The organism is Syntrophales bacterium (assembly GCA_035363115.1).
Lineage (GTDB): Bacteria > Desulfobacterota > Syntrophia > Syntrophales > PHBD01 > PHBD01.
In genome coordinates this window covers 952,434-969,406 of record DAOSEM010000001.1, presented here as the reverse complement: position 1 = coordinate 969,406, position 16,973 = coordinate 952,434, and the positions used below count along the sequence as shown (strand labels likewise).

The following is a 16,973-nucleotide window of genomic DNA, read 5'->3' as shown; positions in this document are numbered from 1 at the left end:
GAAGAACGGTGGAACCGGTTCCTGATCCCGCGGATGGGCTTGGGACCGTCATGACGAATACCGACAACGACCGGAGGAGCCTGCAGATCCCTTGTCTTACAGGAACCGGAACAGGCGCCGCCTCAGCCCCTCCAGGAGCGTCCGGTCTTCCGAGAGGCTCCAGTAGCGAACGGGGCGCTTCTCCCCCTTCACCGCCTCCTCCGTCATGCCGGCGATGCCCATGTCCTCCAGGAACCGAAGCGCGTTGGCATAGTTCGACTGGGAGAGCGCCTCGGAGCGGCGGATCTCTCCCTTCTGGAACATCCTTTCTCCAAGCCCCCGAATCTTCTTGAGAAAATCCTTTTCCGGCATCCGCCCCTGGGCGAGATAGGCACAGGCCCGGACGACCACCCAGTAGGACTCGATGTAATTCCGGATCAGGCCCGCGAAGGGGATGAGGTTCCGCTTCCCCTTGCCCTTCACTTCGATGGACGCAAAGCCCCCCGCCTCACCGCCGCTGATGGAGACCATGCCCTTCTGCGACAGGTACAGCAGAACCTCCCGGATCTCATCCAGGTCGTCCACCCGGTCATCGAAAATGAACTCATGGCGGAACATCTTTTTAAAGAAGCGGTAATCCTCCATAATCTCCTGCAGGGACAGGACATCTTCCCGGTGAAGCGCCACGGAGGCGGCCAGGAAGCAGGCGGGAACGAAATAATGAAGGATGTTGTTCTTGTAGTATTCGAGGTTCAGCCGGTTTTCCTCGGGCAGGGAGTAGACCACCTCCTCTCCCTCGTCCGGGAGGTCTTCGTCCTCCCCGACACGGGAAATGAGGCGGGACTCTTCGAACAGACCCAGGGCGCTCGTCACGGCCTTTTCCATGTCGCCGAAGGTCTCGGAGAACCGGACCTTCCGGGCCAGGAGGTAGTCCCGGAAATGCCCCAGGACCTCCATCAGGTCGTCCACCGAGATACCACGGCGGTCGGACCAGAGGAATCCCGCCGAAAGGAGTGAAAACGGGGTCACCACGGAGACCTGGTCGATGTTCAGCACGATCTCGTATCCGATCTTCCGGTATAGCCGCTGCCTCTCCTCCGTGGACATGCCCTCGTAGGTCTTTTCCTGGCTCTCCAGGTACTGCTTCATGAGGATGGGCTCGCCGATGTTGACGTATACATGGCCGTAGCGCTTCCGGAGGACCTTTCCGCTCTTGATCACGTCGGAGGCGCTTTCGTCATGCTTCTGTTCGCCTCCCAGCTCCTTCAGGTAGGCCTTCTCCTCGATGATGCGGTCATAGCCGAGGTAGACGGGGATAATCGCCAGGTCCTCGCAGGCACCGCTGGCGTAGGCCTGGATGATCATCGACAGGAGCCCGTAGCGGGGCATGATCATCTTCCCTGTGCGGCTGCGCCCCCCCTCGATGAAGAACTCGACGGGCAGCCCCTCTTTGAGCAGGACGTTGAGATAGCCGTTGAACACCTCGCCGTAGAGCTCGTTCCCCCGGAAACTGCGGCGCAGGAAGAAGGCGCCGGACTTGCGGAAGACGGAGCCCAGGGGCCAGAAGAGCATGTTGGTCCCCGCGGCGATGAAGGGCATCTGGATGTTGTGCTTGTAGAAGACGTACGACAGAAGCAGATAGTCGATGTGGCTCCGGTGGCAAGGCACAACGACGAAGGGCATCTTCTTGGACAGGTTCCGGATCTTCGTCATGCCGTCGCGGTCCACGATGACGCCGTCATAGATGTTGTTCCACAGCCAGCCGAGCACCTTGTCCCACAGCTCGATGAACATCTCGCTGTAGTCGGAGGCGATCTCGTTCAGGTAGCGCCTGGCCTCCTTGAAGGCCGCGTCGTACCCCTTGCGGTTCTCGATCCCCCGCTGTTCGATGGCCTGCCGTACCTTCTCGTCCTTCAGGACCAGGGAAACCATTTCCTGCCGGGACTTGAGGATCGGACCCACCGTGGCGGTCTTCTCCTCGTCGATCCGCTCGATGAGGTCGCCCCGGAGGTGGTTGATCATCTCCTCCCTGGACAGGTCCTTGTTGTCCGCCAGGAACGACTTGAGATTCACCGGCTCTGCGCAGACGAGCGAGGCCTTGTTTGAATAGCGGAAGAAGGTGATCACCCGCCGGATGGTGCCGGTGCCCTCTGTCTGGCCGAAAAGGATATTGATCACGCTCTCCCGCTCCATGTCGCGCCGCCGTCCATAGCTGACCAAAGCCGGAACGACGAGGACCGGCCGGTCCATTTCCCACTGGGCGTAAAGAAGCTGGGACAGGCCGTCTTCCACGTGTTTGTTCGGGGTCAGTTCGGACATTCCGAGGTGGACGACAACGCTCTCGCTCCGGCGGACGGACTTGCGGACGAAGGAGCGCTCGCGCGGGCCGGTGCTCCGGCGCCGGGAAAGAGGAAGCAGAATGAGGGCCAAAATGGTCCGGAGGGCCTTGCCGAAGGGCTGCCAGAACAGCATGTTCGTATCGTGGGAAAAGGTCGGCCGGGGGAATCCGCGGGTGCGGGCCGATTCCCGGATGATCAGCGTGTTCAGCTGGCTCTGCTGCTTGACGGCGTAGACGACCACGCCATCGGAGGCGGCCCTGGCGATTTTCTTCTCCGTCTCCTCGGGAATGAGAACCTTGGAGAGAACTTTCTTCAGCAGGAGAATCAGGGGCAGGCTGTCTTTCCCGTACAGGCAGCCGCTGTGTTGTTCTTCAAGACCGGTGAGCCAGGATCTGAGTTTCTGAGATAGGGACAAGGCCGGTGCCTCCCGAAGATAGAAACGAAGTACGGGAGGTGTTCGGATGCCGCCTCCCCGATTCGCATTTTACGATTCCGCGGCTGGAAACGCCTCCGGAAACCTACTGTGCATATAATCCTCGACATGAGAGCGGATTTCCGCGGCGGAGGAAAAGGCAAAGATCCGCTTCAGGAGCCTCCGGGATTCCTTCCGCGTGGAGGCGCGGATGATCCGCTTGACCCGCGGGATCGCCAGGGGATTCATGCTCAGTTCGTCCAAGCCGAATCCCAGCAGGATGAGGGTATACAAAGGGTCTCCCGCCATTTCGCCGCACATGGCCACGGGGATGCCCGCCCGGTGCCCTGCCTCCACCACCTGCCTGATGAGGCGGAGCACGGCAGGGTGAAGCGGTTCGTAGAGGTAGGAGACCCGCTCGTTGATCCGGTCGATGGCCAGGGCATACTGGATCAGGTCGTTCGTGCCGATGCTGAAAAAGTCGGCTTCCCGGGCCAGTTCTTCGGCGATGACGACCGCGGACGGCACCTCGATCATGACACCGACGGGCAGGTCCAGTCCAGCGGGGATCCCCTCCCGCGCCAGATCGTCCTTCAGTTCCGCCAGAATCCGCTTCGCTTCCCGGATCTCCTCGATTCCGGAGACCATGGGAATCAGGATCCGGACCCTCTCATCGGCTCCGGCACGCAGAATCGCCCGCAGCTGCGCCCGGAAGATGTTCTCCTCCCGGAGGCACAGGCGGATCGCCCGGAGACCCATCTGGGGATTCATTTCTTTCGCCAGCTTCGGGTCGGAGAAGAATTTGTCCCCACCCAGGTCGAGGGTGCGAATGGTGGCCCAGCGAAGTTCCCTCTCCTCCAGAACCCTCCGGTAATTGTCCAGGTGATCCTCTTCCGTCGGAAGATTCTCCCGGTTGATGTAGAGAAACTCCGTCCGGTACAGGCCGATGCCGTCCGCCCCGTGGGTAACGGCGGAAGGGATCTCTTCCATGAACTCGATATTGCAGCCGATGTCGACGCTGTGACCATCCTTCGTGACGGCGGGCAGGCGGGCGTCGGCGAGCAGTTCAAGCCGGGCCTCGTCAAAGTCCCTCTTCTTTCCTTCGTAGCGGAAGAGGATCTCCGGATCGGGGTTGACAATGACAAGCCCCGCGGAACCGTCGATGATCACGTTGTCATTGGTTTTCACGACTCGGGTGATCCTTTCCAGGCCCACAACGGCCGGTATCTCTAGCGAACGGGCCACGATGGCCGTGTGGGACGTCTTGCTTCCCATGTCGATGGCGAATCCCTGGACGCGGTCGATCTTCATCTGGGCCGTGTCCGCGGGGGACAGATCCGTGGCGATCACGATGATCCCCTCGTCCAGGTCCGGCACAGTTTCCCTTCGGTGGCCCCCCAGGTTCCGGAGGATCCGGTTGCCGGCGTACTGAATGTCGCTGAAACGACCCCGGATGTATTCGTCCTCCACCTTATCGAAGATCTCCCGGTACTTGTCGATGGCCATCCGGACGGCCCACTCGGCATTGACCTCCATGGTCCGGATGAATGAGGTGACCTGGGTGAGGAATGACCGATCCTTCAGGAGCATGATGTGTACATCCAGGATGTAGAGGGGATCCACGCCTTCCACCCGGCCCAGTTTACGGCGGATTTCCCGGAGCTGCCGGAGCGAGGCCGCAACGGCATCACGAAACCTCTTGATTTCATGGGATACATGGCTCTTGTCGCGGAGCTTGTAGAATGCCACCTGCGACTCCAGGCGGTCGAAATGAAAGGCCTTTCCGATCGCTATGCCCGGGGATACGACGACCCCTCTCAAAACGGCTGTTTGTTTTTCCTGCCTGGATTTCATCCCGTCACTCTTCGCCGAATTTATCTTCGAAAAGGCGCGTGATTGCCTCTACCGCCTCCTCCGCGTCGTTTCCCTCCGCCCGGATCGTGATAAAACTGCCCTGCGGACAGGCCATGGTGAGAATGCCGAGGAGACTCTTGGCATTCACCTCGTTTCCGTCCCTCTCGAAATAAATCGTGGACCGGAAACGAACCGCCACGGAAACCAGTTTGGCGGCAACCCGGGCATGAATGCCCAGTTTATTTCTGACCTCGAAGGTCCGAATTATCATCATGACACGACTGCTTGCACGATCAGGAACAGCACAAATATGCCGTAGGGAATCCAAACCCGGGGCACTCCCCGGCGAATGAGCCAGAAGACCGCCAGCAGGAAGGCCAGCACCGACAAATACCCCTCAGGCAGGGGAAAAAGCCCTTCACGATGCAGGAATACCTTGGCCACCACAGCCCCGACCACGGCCAGAGCAACCAGCCCGGCCCAGCGCATCCGGGATGTCCAGCGGGTCAGATCCAGCGTCTGGAAAAACTCGAAGGCCCAGCGCCCCCTCTTGTACCCCTCCCGAAACCCCCTCCACCGGATCCAGAGGGACGGCACATTGTACAAACCGAGGAGGCACAGGGGAGCCGCCATCATCATCCCCAGGGCAAAAAAGAAAACACCGGAGACGGAGGAAAGGGGCCGTATTCCGCCCAGGAACAGCGGGTCCCCCAGGGCCGCATACGGCCCCATAAGGCTATCCTTCAGAGCGATGGCATCGGCCCCGGCGGACGCCCCCCCGGTCTCCTCGAGGCACACGACCGAACCGAGGATCGAGGGCGCCATGCACGGATGGGTATGAAACCGCATCAAGTGACGGTCCAGACGTTCCGACACATCCTTCCGATCGCGGCTGAATCGGCGGATTACCGGAATCATGGCAAAGGCAAATCCGAGATTCTGCATCCGCCAGTAATTAAAGGACGCCTGGATGAGAAGGGATCGGGCAAAAACCTGGATCAGGGGGGGGCGGGTCATGAACGTTTGGGCCTCATTGTTTCCCTGTCGGATCAATGCTTCCGTATTGGATCAATCGGCGCCGTATCTACCATGATCATCCCCGAAAGTCAAACCATTCAAAGGGTTATTCAAGATCGGGCGATAGTGTTTCCCGTCCGGACAGGGACTTTTTCCTTGACAGTCCCCCCGTTATTTGTTAGCAAACCCAGCCTCGCGGAATTCCATCATCCCGGCCCATCCATCCGGGCCGACCGCGGAAATACAAGGCAACGGAAAGGAGTCTCGACCGTGATCTGTCAGACCGTGAAAGCGGGCAGCGAGTGTTCCTTCATGTCCAAAAAGGGTTGCAGTTTCACCGGAGGCAGCTGCCTGGTCATCGCCGAGCAGTGCAACGGCTGCAACAAGGTGATCGAGGTGAACGGCGGCGCGTACTGCCGGATCTACCCGGACCCGGCCGCCCGCTGGGCCTATGGTATCTGCCCCATGGCTTCCCATGTCAAAAAGGAAGTCAAGGAAGTAGTGCAGAAGCTGAACCCCCTGAAGGCATCCAAACGATCCAAAAAGAAATAGGCCGCGAAATTCAGTCCAGGAAAACAAAAAAGGCCGATCCGTACATAAACAGTCCGGATCGGCCTTTTTCATTTCCCTTCAGGTGAGAAATGCCCGACTTTTCAGTTCAACAGATCACGAATCTGGGTTAATCCCTCCTTGACGGCCGCCAGCCGATCTCTTCCCGGTTCGTGGTCGCTCATCCCCTCCGGATCGTCAGGTCTTACCGGGTCTTCCAAGTCCTGCCCGGCACCCTGCTTCATCCGCCGCAGCTCTTTTTTCGCTCCGGCAATGGTGAACCGCTTCCCATACAGGAGGTCTTTGATGACCAGAAGCTCCTCCACGTCCTTCCTTCGGTATCGCCTCTGATCAGACCTCGTCCTCTCCGGCCTGACCGACTTGAAAACCGATTCCCAATAGCGGATCACGTAGGGTTCTACGGCCAGGATCCGGCTGACCTCGCCGATTCTGAAGTAGGCCTTGTCGGGAATCATTTCGTGCATATCCGGGAGACAGGGCGCTGCATCGACGGCCGCGATCACCGGATGCCCGCGATCAGTTGTTGAGCGCCTTCCTCAGGACCTGGCTGGATTTGAAGGTCAGGACCTTCCGGGCGGTGATGGTAATTTCCGTTCCCGTTTGGGGATTCCGGCCCCGGCGGGATTTCTTTTCCTTCACCATGAAGTTTCCAAATCCCGAGATCTTGATCTTCTCTCCCTTGGCGAGGGTTTCCTTCATGATTTCAAAGACGGATTCGACAATGCTGGCAGAATCCTTCTTGGAAAACCCGAGCTTCTCGTAAACTTCCTGAATGATGTCGATTTTCGTCATTTCTGCCCTCCTGCCCTGTGACCAAAAATGATGGCTTAACGGATTCTGGCGCCGCTCGCCGCCATAATCCTCTCCATGATCCGGCTGTGAACTTCGTGAATCTCCTGATCGGTCAATGTCCGATCCGGAGCGCGGTAGGAAAATCGAAGGCCGAGGCTTTTCATTCCCTCGGGGATTCCCTGGCCGGCGTATACATCAAAAACATATATCTTTTCAAGCAATTCTTCTTCATTGCCGGCAGCCCAGCGGATCATGTCACCGCTGGTGATCCCGGCGTTGACCAGGAACGCCACGTCGCGTGAACTGGAGGGATATCGCGGGACCCCCCGGAACTTCAGCTCCCGCGAGGCAATCGTAGACAGCGCCTCGACGTCCAGTTCAAACACCATGGCCCGATTTTTCAAATCCAGGCGACTCAGTACGTCGGGATGAACCTCTCCGAGAAAACCGAGTCGAAGATCGCCGTGAAACAGGTCACAGGAACGTCCCGGGTGAAGGAACGGCTCCAACGAGCGCACCCGGAAATCCCCTTCCCGGATTCCCAGTCCCTCCAGGACTCCTTCCAGGCATCCCTTGAGGTCGTAAAAATCGGATTGGACGGACGTGAAGTGCCAGCGGTCCTCGTAACGCCGGCCCGTGAGCAGGGCTCCGATGCGGTCTCTTTCCTCCGGGAGTTCAAGGCCTTCCCGCGGATGAAACACTTTCCCGATTTCGAAGATCTTCAAATCCACGGTTCCCGCGTTGGCGTTGTCCAGCATGGTCTTGAGCAGGCTCGGCACCAATGCCGTTCTCATGACCGACTGGTCCTCCGTCAGGGGATTCATGATTTTGAGCATCCGGCGACGGAAATCATCCGGCCGAAGAGCCAGGAGATCAGTCGAGTTCGGCGAAACGAAGCTGTATGTGATGACCTCCGAGTACCCGTAACCGTTCAGGAGGGCTCTGACCCGATCCTCCACGAGCCGCCTGGGATCCGGAGCAAACGGCGCCGCCGTGACGGCGGGCAGGGTGACGGGGATACGGTCGTACCCGTGCAGCCTCGCCACCTCCTCGATGAGGTCGATCTCCCGGGTGAGGTCCACCCGGCAGGTCGGCGGTGTGATCCGGTAAATCCCGGGGTTGCCGTCTTCAGGCATCACGGTCATCTCCAGGGATTCCAGGATCGGGACGATCTCCTTCTCCGTCAGGGATATTCCCAGGATGTCGTTGACCCGCGTGACCCGCAAGGGAATGTCTTTCGCGATCTGGACCTCTTGCGGATGGGCATCGATATAGCCGAGGCAGGATACGCCGTCCGCCAGCTCCGCCATCAACCCGGCCGCCCGGTCGAGGGCCCGCACAACCCCCTGCGGGTCGATTCCCCGTTCGAAGCGGAACGCCGCATCCGTGCCCATCCCGAGAAAGCGGGAGGATCGCCGGATCGAGCCCGGATTGAAATAGGCGCTTTCGAGGAGGACCGTGGACGTGTCGTCCTTCACCTCCGAGTTGAGGCCGCCCATGATCCCGGCAATGGCCACCGGCTTGACGCCGTCGCAGATCAGGAGGGTTCCTTCCTTCAGGACCCGTTCCTTTTCATCGAGGGAGATGAAGATCTCGCCTTCCCGGGATTTCCGGACAACGATGCGTCCCTCCTCCAGGAAACGGAAATCAAACGCGTGCAGAGGCTGTCCGAGCTCCAGCATGACGAAATTGGTGATGTCCACAACGTTGTTGATGGCCCTCAGGCCGACAGCCTCCAGACGCTGACGCATCCAGAGGGGGGAGGGCCGGATCGCCACGTTGCGGACGATGCGGGCGGTGTACTCGGGGCAGAGATCGGGATCCAGGATCGTAACAGAGGTGACGTCGGATACCTTCTCCTCGCTCTCCGGTACCGCAATGGCCGGACAGCGCAGCGACTTGCCGGTAATGGCCGCTACTTCCCGGGCGATGCCGACGATGCTGAGGCAATCGGAGCGATTGGGCGTTACGCCGACATCCAGTACCGTATCCGTGAGATCCAGGGCCTGATCGAGAGGCATCCCCGGAATCAGTTCATCCGGCAGGACCATAATGCCCGTGTTGTCGGACCCGATGCCCAGTTCCTCCTCGGAACAGAACATCCCCTCGGAGACCTGCCCCCGGATTTTCGTCAGCTTGATCGTGTAGCCGCCGGGAATGACGGCACCCACAGTGGCCAGCGGAACGAGGATTCCCTCCCGGACGTTGGGTGCGCCACAGACGATGGGGAGCGTCCTGTCCCCGATGCTGGCCTCGCAGAGGGAGAGCTTGTCCGCATCGGGATGGCGCTTCGCGGAGACGATCCGTGCTACCACAACACCGCTGAAGTCGGCCCGCTTCTCCTCCAGGGCATCCACTTCCAGGCCGGCCATGGTCAGGCGATCCGCAAGCTCCTGCGCCGGCAGGTCAAAATCGACGTAATCCTTCAGCCACTTGAGGGAAACCTTCATCCGAACTGCTCCAGGAATCGCCAGTCGTTTTCGAAGAAGAGGCGGATGTCGTTGATGCCGTACTTGAGCATGGTTAATCGCTCCACCCCGAGACCGAACGCGAATCCGGTCACTTCCTCCGGGTCGTAACCGACATTCTTGAAGACTTCCGGATCGACCATGCCCGACCCCAGGATCTCCAGCCATCCGCTCTGTCCGCAGACGCGGCATCCCGCGCCATGGCACATGACGCAGCGGATATCCACTTCGGCGCTGGGCTCGGTAAAGGGAAAGAAGCTGGGGCGAAAGCGCAGGACCGTGTCCTCCCCGAAGAACTGGGTCAGAAAGGAAGTCAGGACTCCCTTGAGGTCACCCAGGGTGACGCGGCGGTCTACCAGCAGCCCTTCGACCTGGTGAAACATCGGCGAATGGGACACGTCCGAATCGGGACGATAGACGCGGCCGGGTGAAAGGATCCGGACGGGCGGCTTCATCCGCTCCATGGTCCGGATCTGCACGGGCGATGTGTGGGTCCGAAGGACTACGTTACCCTCTACGTAGAACGTGTCCTGCATATCCCGGGCGGGATGGTCCTTCGGTATGTTCAGGGCCTCGAAGTTGTAATAATCCGTCTCGACCTCCGGCCCCTCGACGATCGAAAAGCCGAGTCCCGAGAAAATGGCATAGATTTCCTGCCTGACGCGGGTGATGGGATGGAGTCGGCCCGGCACGACCGCCCGTCCCGGCAGCGTGACATCGATCTGCTCCTTCAGGAGCGCCTGTTCACGCCCGGTGGACAGTTTTTCCTGCAGCGCGTCTTCAATCCGCCCGTCCAGGGCAGCCTTGATCTCGTTCAGGCGCTTTCCGAAGGCAGGGCGGTCCGATGGGGGCACGGAGGAAATGGTCCGCAGGAGACCTGTCAGCAGGCCTTTCCGCCCCAGGTAACGGGTGCGGATCTCCAGAAGCTGCTCTTCCGACGCGGCCTCTGCAACCTCAACTTCCGCCTGCTTTCTGAGCTCCTCCAGGTCGCTGGTCATGCCGCCGGAGTACCTTTAACGATGCCGACGATCCGCGAGAAGGCACCGGGATCGTGGATAGCCAGATCGGAGAGAATTTTCCGATCCAGGGCGATGCCCGCCTTGCGGACTCCTTCCATGAGCCGGCTGTAGGTAATGCCGTTCATGCGGGCCGCCGCGTTGATCCGGGCAATCCAGAGCACACGGAACTCACGCTTCCGTACCCTCCTGTCCCGGAAGGCATACTTCATGGCCCGGTTGACCGCCTCGGTGGCAGTCCTGAGGAGACGGCTCCGGGCACCGAAATAGCCCTTGGCCATCTTGAATATCTTTCTTCTCTTCTTTTTTGCCGTAAGGCTGCGCTTTACTCTCGACATGATTTCCCTTCTCCAGATGATAATCGATGATTCCATCGCGGGAGCGGACGCCCCGACCGGGGTATCCGTGAAGTGAATCGACGAATCCGGGATTTACAGATAGGGCAGGAGCGCCTTGATCGCCCTTTCGTTGGTCTTGTCCACCAACGCGGATTTTCTCAGGTTCCTCTTCCGCTTGGTGCTCTTTGTCGTCAGGATGTGGCTGGTATAGGCCTTGCTCCGCTTTACCCGGCCCGTCCCGGTGAAACGGAATCGCTTGGCCGCTCCCCGGTGCGTTTTCAGTTTGCTCATGTCTCTTTCACCCCTTTTCCATTCATTTTCCTTTTTCGACCGCTCAGCCCTGCTTTTTCGGGGCCAGGAACATGGTCATATGCCGCCCTTCCAGCCTCGGAAACTGCTCCACGGTAGCGATATCCACCAGCATGTTCCGAATCTGCTCCATGGTCCGGCGGGCATGGTCGGCATAGGCAATCTCACGGCCGCGGAACATCATGGTGATTTTAACCTTGTTCTGCTCCTCCAGGAACTTCCGGATATGGCGGATCTTGACCTGAAGATCGTGCTCTTCCGTCTTCGGCCTCAACCTCATTTCCTTGATCTGGATTACGCTCGCGCTTTTCTTGGCGGTATGCAGCTTTTTGCTCTGCTGATACCGAAACTTCCCGTAATCCATCACCTTGCAGACCGGTGGATCCCCCTGGGGAGCAACTTCCACCAAGTCCAGCCCGGACTTTGCGGCGACATCCAGTGCATCCGCCAGCGTCAGGATTCCCAGCTGCTTCCCCTCGGCGTCAATCACGCGGACCGACGCTGCACGGATCTCCCGGTTGATTCTCCAATCCTTTTGGATAGGCCACCTCCCTGTCTTGTCAGCCCCTGGTTACTGATACCGGGCGCAGAGATCCTCCACCATGCCGATGAAGGAATCCGCATCCATGGGGCCCAGATTCTTACCGTCCCTCTGGCGGGGCGAAACCTTCCGCCCTTCCACTTCCCGGTCTCCGATGACGAGCATGAAAGGAATCTTCTGACTCTGCGCTTCCCGCACCTTGTACCCCAGCTTTTCGTTCCGGAAATCCCTTTCCACCCGGATCCCGGCTTCCATCAGTTTCCGGTAGACTTCCTCCCCGAAGGGAATCTGCCTGTCCGTTACCGTCTGGATGACAGCCTGGACAGGGGACAGCCAGACCGGGAAGGCACCGGCATAATGCTCGATGAGAACGCCCATGAACCGCTCGATGGCACCGAGGATCACCCGGTGCAGCATGACCGGGCGATGGCGTTCCCCGTCCGCCCCGACATAGGTCAGGTCGAAACGGTCCGGCAGGGTGAAATCGCACTGAATGGTGGCGCACTGCCATTTCCGCTTCAGGGCATCCTTCAGCTTGAAGTCGATTTTCGGCCCGTAGAAAGCACCGTCTCCCGGATTGACGTCATAGGTCATCCGGTTGTCTTTCAGGGCCTGCTCGAGGGCGTTCGTCGCCATGTCCCAGTCGGCGTCGGAACCGATGGATTTTTCCGGGCGCGTGCTCAGTTCGACCTCGTAATCGAAGCCGAAGATCTTCATGGCGTAGGCGACGAAATCGGCAATGTCCCTGATCTCCGAGTTCAGCTGCTCCGGCATGCACAGGATGTGAGCGTCGTCCTGGGTGAACTGGCGTACTCGCATCAGTCCGTGAAGGACCCCCGCCTTCTCGTGGCGGTGAACGGTCCCCAACTCGAAGTACCGGAGGGGAAGGTCGCGGTAGCTGCGCACCTTTGACTTGTAGATCAGCATGTGGGAGAGGCAGTTCATCGGCTTGATGCCGTAGAGCTGGTTCTCCACTTCCGTGAAGTACATGTTCTCCCGATAGTGATCGAAATGACCGGAGCGCCGCCAGAGATCCGCTTTGAGGATCTGCGGGCCCATGACCATGTCGTAGCCGCGCTTCAGGTGCTCCTTGCGCTCCCACTCCTCAATCAGGTACCGAAGCAGCATGCCCTTGGGGTGAAAGATGACAAGCCCCGCACCGGCCTCCTCGTTGACCTGGAACAGATCGAGCTCACGGCCCAGGCGCCGGTGGTCTCGTTTGCGCGCTTCCTCCAGGATGTGGAGATAGTCTTCCAGCTCCTCTTTGGTGGCAAACCCGGTCCCGTAGATCCGCTGGAGCATCTTGTTGTGCTCGTCGCCCCGCCAGTAGGCACCCGCCACGTTCAGCAGTTTAAATGCCTTGATGATCCCGGTGGACGGAATGTGGGGACCGCGGCAAAGATCGACGTAATCGCCCTGGCTGTAGAGGCTGACCGTTTTCACGTCCGGCGGAAGGTCTTCGATCAGTTCCACCTTGTAGCTCTCGCCCTTTTCCCGGAACAGGGCAACGGCGTCCTCCCTGCTGATTTCCCGTCTCTCAAAGGCGCTGTCGGCACGGACGATTTCCGCCATGCGCGCTTCCACCTTTGCGAGGTCCTCCGGGGTGAAGGTCTCGTCATAGTCGAAATCGTAGTAGAATCCGTCTTCAATGGAGGGACCGATGCTGACCCGGACACCCTGAAAGGCGTCCTGAACGGCCTGGGCCATGACGTGGGATATGCTGTGACGGAGGATCCCAAGCCCTTCCCGAGAGGCAATTCCGATCACCTCCAGGGCCCCGTCCTCATGAAGCGTACGACTCAGATCCAGGGCATTCCCTCCGAACCGCACGGCCACCGCCGACGGCACCAGGTCATCCCGCCAGGAGGTCAGCACCTCCCGCGCCGTCACACCTGCCGGGTAGGTTCTTACCGATCCGTCAGGCAGGCTAACTCGGATTTCGCTCATCGCTTCGTCCATTTCGTCGGGCAAATATGCCGCTCACAGAACAATTTCTGCGAATTAAAGAAAGGGCATCATCAAGAAAATGCTGATGCCCTTTCCCTGAACCCAACCGGCACGGGATAAGAGCTGTACCGGTGTATTTTCATGGTAGGCACGCAGGGATTTGAACCCTGGACATCCACCGCGTCAGGATGGCGCTCTCCCCCTGAGCTACGTGCCTATGGGATTCCCTGATTCGAAGGCTGGTACTTTTACCAATTCGATTTTTCAAAGTCAAGGCAAATATGAAACAAAATTACACAGACCGGGGCTTTTGCTGCTGGTTGATCTGCTGCACACCGACCATGATGTAGTGAAAACCGGAAACAACCGTAAAAAACGCGGTAACCCAGATCAGCCCCTCCATGACCGAAGCGGACACGGAGCCGGGAACCGCACGGGAAACCAGGAAGATGAAGACCGTCAGGATCTGCACGGCCGTTGTCAATTTGCCGATCAGGGCCGGCTGGATCTTATAGGACACGGACATGAGAGACAACACGGCCACGCCGATCAAAATGATGCAGTCGCGGCTGATCACCACGACGGAAAGCCATCCCGGAAGGATCTTTTTCACGGCCAGCGTCACGTAACAGCTGATCATGAGGGCCTTGTCGGCGATCGGATCGAGATAGGAGCCAAGAACGGTCTGCTGGTGAAGCACCCGGGCCAGGTATCCGTCCAGGATATCCGTCAGCCCCGAGATGAGAAACACCACGATCGCGATCTTGAAGGATCCCTGCATCAACAGAATGACGATGGCCGGCACCAGAACGATGCGCAGGATAGTCAGACTGTTGGGAATATTGATCCGCTCCGCCTTATTCGGAACCGTCATGCGTCCTTTTACCTGTCGGCTTCCTGATCCTGCTCCCTGTTCCAGTCCACCCACTCGTCACGGTCCGCCTCCGGCGAGAACGAGAACGGCTTTGATGGCACACCGTTCTTGTCGATGCGGATCTCCTGCAGGGCGCGAACGATCTGGGTCCATTCCTTCATGCTCACCGCATGGGGCCCGGCAATCGGCTTGGGCGCCGTCAGTCGCATGGAAGGCTTCGCCTGAGACCTGATTTCGTCCATGGTCTTTCCGCCTCCCGCCACATTGACTTCCCCGTCGTAAACCCGCACCATCGCCGACTGGTCGTTATCCACGTTCATGCGCCAGACCGTTCCGCGGACCCCCGCCACGGCATTTTCACACGACACGTCGAAACGGCTTCGTCCTGTGAAGGTTTTGCTGACCTTTGCCCACGACCGCCCGAGGGACATGTGGAAACGCACGTCGCGGTTCTTGTCCGCTTCCGCCACGCTGATCTGCAGAATTTTGAAGCGCGTGTTGTCGGCGAAACGGACCTGCGATCGGTCCGGCAGTGTCAGTTCCAGGCGGGAGCGACGGCCCGTCACAACCTCGTCTCCGCCGTTGAGGAGATCCCCCGCCTTCAGTGAACGGGCTCCTTTTTTTCCTGGCGTCGTCACCGTCGCCGATCCCTGGAGGACGCTGACCACCGCCTGGCCGGGTCCGATCTTCAGAAAGGTCGCCCGGGCGGCTTGTACCGAATCCGAAAGGATCAGCGCGACACAGACAGCCAATAAACCGGTTATCCAGAAATGCTTTTTCATCTCGACCTCCCCTTGCAGCGGATAACGTCCAGCCGGTGGGCTGTCCCGAATAGTCCAACCAATTACCGGCACACGCCTGCTTCCGGACGATTATGCATCCGGCCCGTCCGGAAGCGTGGCCAGGGCTTTACTCACCAGTTCTCTCAGAAGCGGCTCGTAAATTCCAATTACGTCCTGTTGAAGCCATTTCCGGGTCACATGGAACGTTCGTGTCGACCTTACCGCCCTCATTTGCCAGAGAATCTCCCCACTCCGGGCACTGCGAAGCGTGAATTGAACCGCCGCCGTGGTCTTGGCCGTGTTCAGAAAGAAGGAGCTGCCGCATGTTTCCACGGTGATGAACAGGATCGCATCGACTCCCAGTGCACCGCCCAGCGACCGGGCGGATGCCTCTCCGTCCCGGATCTCTATTCCCGCTGCAGCCAGCCGCTCATCGATACCCGCAAACGGGAGTTTTGGGTACCCCTTGAAATAAAGCTCTTCCACCGCCCTGTCCCTCAGGATCTTCCCTCCCGCCGGGTCGACCTCTTTCGAGGCCTGAATGGGTGGCACCACGGCAATCAGCCGTGTACCCCTTTTGGAGAAGTCGTCGACAATCGTATATGGTGCCTTTGAACCGCACCCGGCGAGGAGGAACAGTGCAGTCAGCAGGAAAAGAATCCGGATTGTTCTGGTCATCAACTCTTCCTTTCAGGGCAGGAATTCGAAATCCAGGCGGTCGGACGTTTCGGGGTCTTTCCGAACCCGGAAAAGTCCCGAAGATTCGATATGTTTCGCGAGCGCTGCCGGTGTTTCAACCGACTCCACCTCCAGCCATACCTCGTCCCGGGCAACCTTCCTGGGGAGGACCTGCCGGACACCAGGTATTCCGGACAACACCTCGCGAACCCTCACGTAGCGATCAAACCGGCCGACGCCGCTCACTCGAACGGCAATGCGACGTTGCCGAGCTTCGGCAATCCCCTCCCGCCGTCCCCCCATTTTCCTGAGATCGTGAACCAGAAATTCAGAGATGACGGCAACCCTCAACTGAACGCTGTAGTTTCCCCCATCCGGTCCTTCCTCCAGAACGGAAAAGGTATCCACATAGCGGTCATGGCGGGCAAGAAGCCGATCCGAGCCCGGAGGAAGCTTCCCCGGGTCTTCGATCTTCAGGACCTCCAAGAGGACCTGCCGGACCGCCTTCCTCTGGGCATCACGAACCGCGCCCTCCCTGGCCCTTGCCAGATCCGAGCCTCGAATCTGGGCCGTTCCGCGCGCTTCGACATGGATGACGGCAACATCATCCTGCGAAAAAACAGGGATCGCCGCCGGGAACAGCATGAGTAAAAGAGAAAACAAAACGGCCGACCGACGGGGTCTCCATGTTTCAGTGCCCGATCGGGACATGGTCTTATGGATTGTCCGCCGCTTTGAGCTTTTCAATTTCCTCCCGGATCACCCTTTCCGCAATGGTCGGGATCATCTCCCTGGCCAGGCGCTCCGCAATTTCCGTAACCTGCTGGAGGACCATGTCCCGGAGAGCAGGATCGGCAACGGCCCGGAGGGGGACATCTTTCACCACGTCCGTGAGATCGTGGATCTTCCGTGTTTCAGAGGCGGAAGCCCTCGTTGACGGGGAAGGAGCTTCACGGCTTTCGGAAATGACGGATCCCTCTTCCAGGACGTCCACCAGATCGATGATCCTGCGGCTGCCTCCCTGTATTTCCGCTCCCGTCATGGTTTTCCCTCCGCG

General features: G+C 59.3%; 18 protein-coding genes and 1 tRNA gene. 1 reads left to right on the top strand and 18 read right to left on the bottom strand.

Annotated features, from left to right (window positions below):
• Positions 1-96: 96 nt before the first annotated feature.
• The 4 genes from PLO63_04205 to PLO63_04190 all read right to left on the bottom strand — a co-directional run bounded on the left by PLO63_04205 (position 97) and on the right by PLO63_04190 (position 5,601).
• Positions 97-2,733, bottom strand: a complete 2,637-nt coding sequence (locus PLO63_04205) for a 1-acyl-sn-glycerol-3-phosphate acyltransferase (protein ID HOI73330.1) — start codon at positions 2,731-2,733, stop codon at positions 97-99.
• Between the two features lie 69 nt (positions 2,734-2,802).
• On the bottom strand, positions 2,803-4,584 hold the full coding sequence (ptsP, locus tag PLO63_04200; protein HOI73329.1) for a phosphoenolpyruvate--protein phosphotransferase: 1,782 nt from the start codon (positions 4,582-4,584) through the stop codon (positions 2,803-2,805).
• A 4-nt stretch (positions 4,585-4,588) separates the two neighbouring features.
• Positions 4,589-4,858: an HPr family phosphocarrier protein gene (locus tag PLO63_04195; GenBank protein ID HOI73328.1), complete on the bottom strand. Its 270-nt coding sequence runs from the start codon at positions 4,856-4,858 to the stop codon at positions 4,589-4,591.
• A complete protein-coding gene (locus PLO63_04190) occupies positions 4,855-5,601 on the bottom strand; it encodes a PTS system mannose/fructose/sorbose family transporter subunit IID (protein HOI73327.1) in 747 nt (248 codons plus the stop codon). The genes PLO63_04195 and PLO63_04190 overlap by 4 nt, the downstream gene beginning before the upstream one ends.
• 270 nt (positions 5,602-5,871) lie before the next feature.
• Here PLO63_04190 and PLO63_04185 point away from each other — a divergent pair, with 270 nt between their 5' ends.
• Entirely contained in the window at positions 5,872-6,153 is a 282-nt protein-coding gene (locus PLO63_04185; protein ID HOI73326.1) for a PxxKW family cysteine-rich protein, read from the top strand.
• Between the two features lie 101 nt (positions 6,154-6,254).
• On the opposite strand, the gene PLO63_04180 is transcribed toward PLO63_04185, so the two are convergent.
• The 14 genes from PLO63_04180 to PLO63_04115 form a co-directional block, all read right to left on the bottom strand.
• Positions 6,255-6,626: a MerR family transcriptional regulator gene (locus PLO63_04180; protein HOI73325.1), complete on the bottom strand. Its 372-nt coding sequence runs from the start codon at positions 6,624-6,626 to the stop codon at positions 6,255-6,257.
• 61 nt (positions 6,627-6,687) lie between these two features.
• Complete coding sequence (locus tag PLO63_04175) at positions 6,688-6,963, bottom strand: integration host factor subunit alpha (GenBank protein ID HOI73324.1); 276 nt, start codon at positions 6,961-6,963, stop codon at positions 6,688-6,690.
• 35 nt (positions 6,964-6,998) lie between these two features.
• Complete coding sequence (gene pheT, locus PLO63_04170) at positions 6,999-9,413, bottom strand: phenylalanine--tRNA ligase subunit beta (GenBank protein HOI73323.1); 2,415 nt, start codon at positions 9,411-9,413, stop codon at positions 6,999-7,001.
• A complete protein-coding gene (gene pheS / locus PLO63_04165; protein ID HOI73322.1) occupies positions 9,410-10,429 on the bottom strand; it encodes a phenylalanine--tRNA ligase subunit alpha in 1,020 nt (339 codons plus the stop codon). Before pheS ends, pheT begins: the two co-directional genes overlap by 4 nt.
• Positions 10,426-10,785, bottom strand: coding sequence for a 50S ribosomal protein L20 (gene rplT / locus PLO63_04160; GenBank protein HOI73321.1), 360 nt, complete (start codon positions 10,783-10,785; stop codon positions 10,426-10,428). The genes pheS and rplT overlap by 4 nt, the downstream gene beginning before the upstream one ends.
• A gap of 93 nt (positions 10,786-10,878) precedes the next feature.
• Positions 10,879-11,076 carry a 50S ribosomal protein L35 gene (gene rpmI, locus PLO63_04155; protein ID HOI73320.1) on the bottom strand — a complete coding sequence of 66 codons (198 nt, stop codon included), beginning with the start codon at positions 11,074-11,076 and terminating at the stop codon, positions 10,879-10,881.
• 43 nt (positions 11,077-11,119) lie between these two features.
• On the bottom strand, positions 11,120-11,617 hold the full coding sequence (gene infC, locus PLO63_04150; GenBank protein HOI73319.1) for a translation initiation factor IF-3: 498 nt from the start codon (positions 11,615-11,617) through the stop codon (positions 11,120-11,122).
• A gap of 48 nt (positions 11,618-11,665) precedes the next feature.
• A complete protein-coding gene (gene thrS / locus PLO63_04145) occupies positions 11,666-13,582 on the bottom strand; it encodes a threonine--tRNA ligase (GenBank protein HOI73318.1) in 1,917 nt (638 codons plus the stop codon).
• Between the two features lie 142 nt (positions 13,583-13,724).
• Positions 13,725-13,799, bottom strand: a tRNA-Val gene (locus PLO63_04140).
• A gap of 75 nt (positions 13,800-13,874) precedes the next feature.
• Positions 13,875-14,456: a CDP-diacylglycerol--glycerol-3-phosphate 3-phosphatidyltransferase gene (gene pgsA, locus PLO63_04135; protein HOI73317.1), complete on the bottom strand. Its 582-nt coding sequence runs from the start codon at positions 14,454-14,456 to the stop codon at positions 13,875-13,877.
• A gap of 8 nt (positions 14,457-14,464) precedes the next feature.
• Entirely contained in the window at positions 14,465-15,238 is a 774-nt protein-coding gene (locus PLO63_04130) for a FecR domain-containing protein (protein ID HOI73316.1), read from the bottom strand.
• Between the two features lie 90 nt (positions 15,239-15,328).
• Positions 15,329-15,916: a DUF799 family lipoprotein gene (locus PLO63_04125; GenBank protein HOI73315.1), complete on the bottom strand. Its 588-nt coding sequence runs from the start codon at positions 15,914-15,916 to the stop codon at positions 15,329-15,331.
• Between the two features lie 12 nt (positions 15,917-15,928).
• Positions 15,929-16,579 carry a hypothetical protein gene (locus PLO63_04120; protein ID HOI73314.1) on the bottom strand — a complete coding sequence of 217 codons (651 nt, stop codon included), beginning with the start codon at positions 16,577-16,579 and terminating at the stop codon, positions 15,929-15,931.
• 52 nt (positions 16,580-16,631) lie between these two features.
• Positions 16,632-16,958, bottom strand: coding sequence for a hypothetical protein (locus PLO63_04115; GenBank protein ID HOI73313.1), 327 nt, complete (start codon positions 16,956-16,958; stop codon positions 16,632-16,634).
• Between the last annotated feature and the right edge of the window lie 15 nt (positions 16,959-16,973).

What these genes read in the sequence shown, in the direction of transcription:
- PLO63_04190 (HOI73327.1), bottom strand. Translation starts at nt 5,601, where the DNA reads ATGACCCGCCCCCCCCTGATCCAGGTTTTTGCCCGATCCCTTCTCATC.
- PLO63_04175 (HOI73324.1), bottom strand. Translation starts at nt 6,963, where the DNA reads ATGACGAAAATCGACATCATTCAGGAAGTTTACGAGAAGCTCGGGTTT.
- pheS (HOI73322.1), bottom strand. Translation starts at nt 10,429, where the DNA reads ATGACCAGCGACCTGGAGGAGCTCAGAAAGCAGGCGGAAGTTGAGGTT.
- pgsA (HOI73317.1), bottom strand. Translation starts at nt 14,456, where the DNA reads ATGACGGTTCCGAATAAGGCGGAGCGGATCAATATTCCCAACAGTCTG.
- PLO63_04115 (HOI73313.1), bottom strand. Translation starts at nt 16,958, where the DNA reads ATGACGGGAGCGGAAATACAGGGAGGCAGCCGCAGGATCATCGATCTG.
- PLO63_04180 (HOI73325.1), bottom strand. Translation starts at nt 6,626, where the DNA reads ATGATTCCCGACAAGGCCTACTTCAGAATCGGCGAGGTCAGCCGGATC.
- rplT (HOI73321.1), bottom strand. Translation starts at nt 10,785, where the DNA reads ATGTCGAGAGTAAAGCGCAGCCTTACGGCAAAAAAGAAGAGAAGAAAG.
- ptsP (HOI73329.1), bottom strand. Translation starts at nt 4,584, where the DNA reads ATGAAATCCAGGCAGGAAAAACAAACAGCCGTTTTGAGAGGGGTCGTC.
- PLO63_04130 (HOI73316.1), bottom strand. Translation starts at nt 15,238, where the DNA reads ATGAAAAAGCATTTCTGGATAACCGGTTTATTGGCTGTCTGTGTCGCG.
- pheT (HOI73323.1), bottom strand. Translation starts at nt 9,413, where the DNA reads ATGAAGGTTTCCCTCAAGTGGCTGAAGGATTACGTCGATTTTGACCTG.
- PLO63_04125 (HOI73315.1), bottom strand. Translation starts at nt 15,916, where the DNA reads ATGACCAGAACAATCCGGATTCTTTTCCTGCTGACTGCACTGTTCCTC.
- rpmI (HOI73320.1), bottom strand. Translation starts at nt 11,076, where the DNA reads ATGAGCAAACTGAAAACGCACCGGGGAGCGGCCAAGCGATTCCGTTTC.
- thrS (HOI73318.1), bottom strand. Translation starts at nt 13,582, where the DNA reads ATGAGCGAAATCCGAGTTAGCCTGCCTGACGGATCGGTAAGAACCTAC.
- PLO63_04195 (HOI73328.1), bottom strand. Translation starts at nt 4,858, where the DNA reads ATGATGATAATTCGGACCTTCGAGGTCAGAAATAAACTGGGCATTCAT.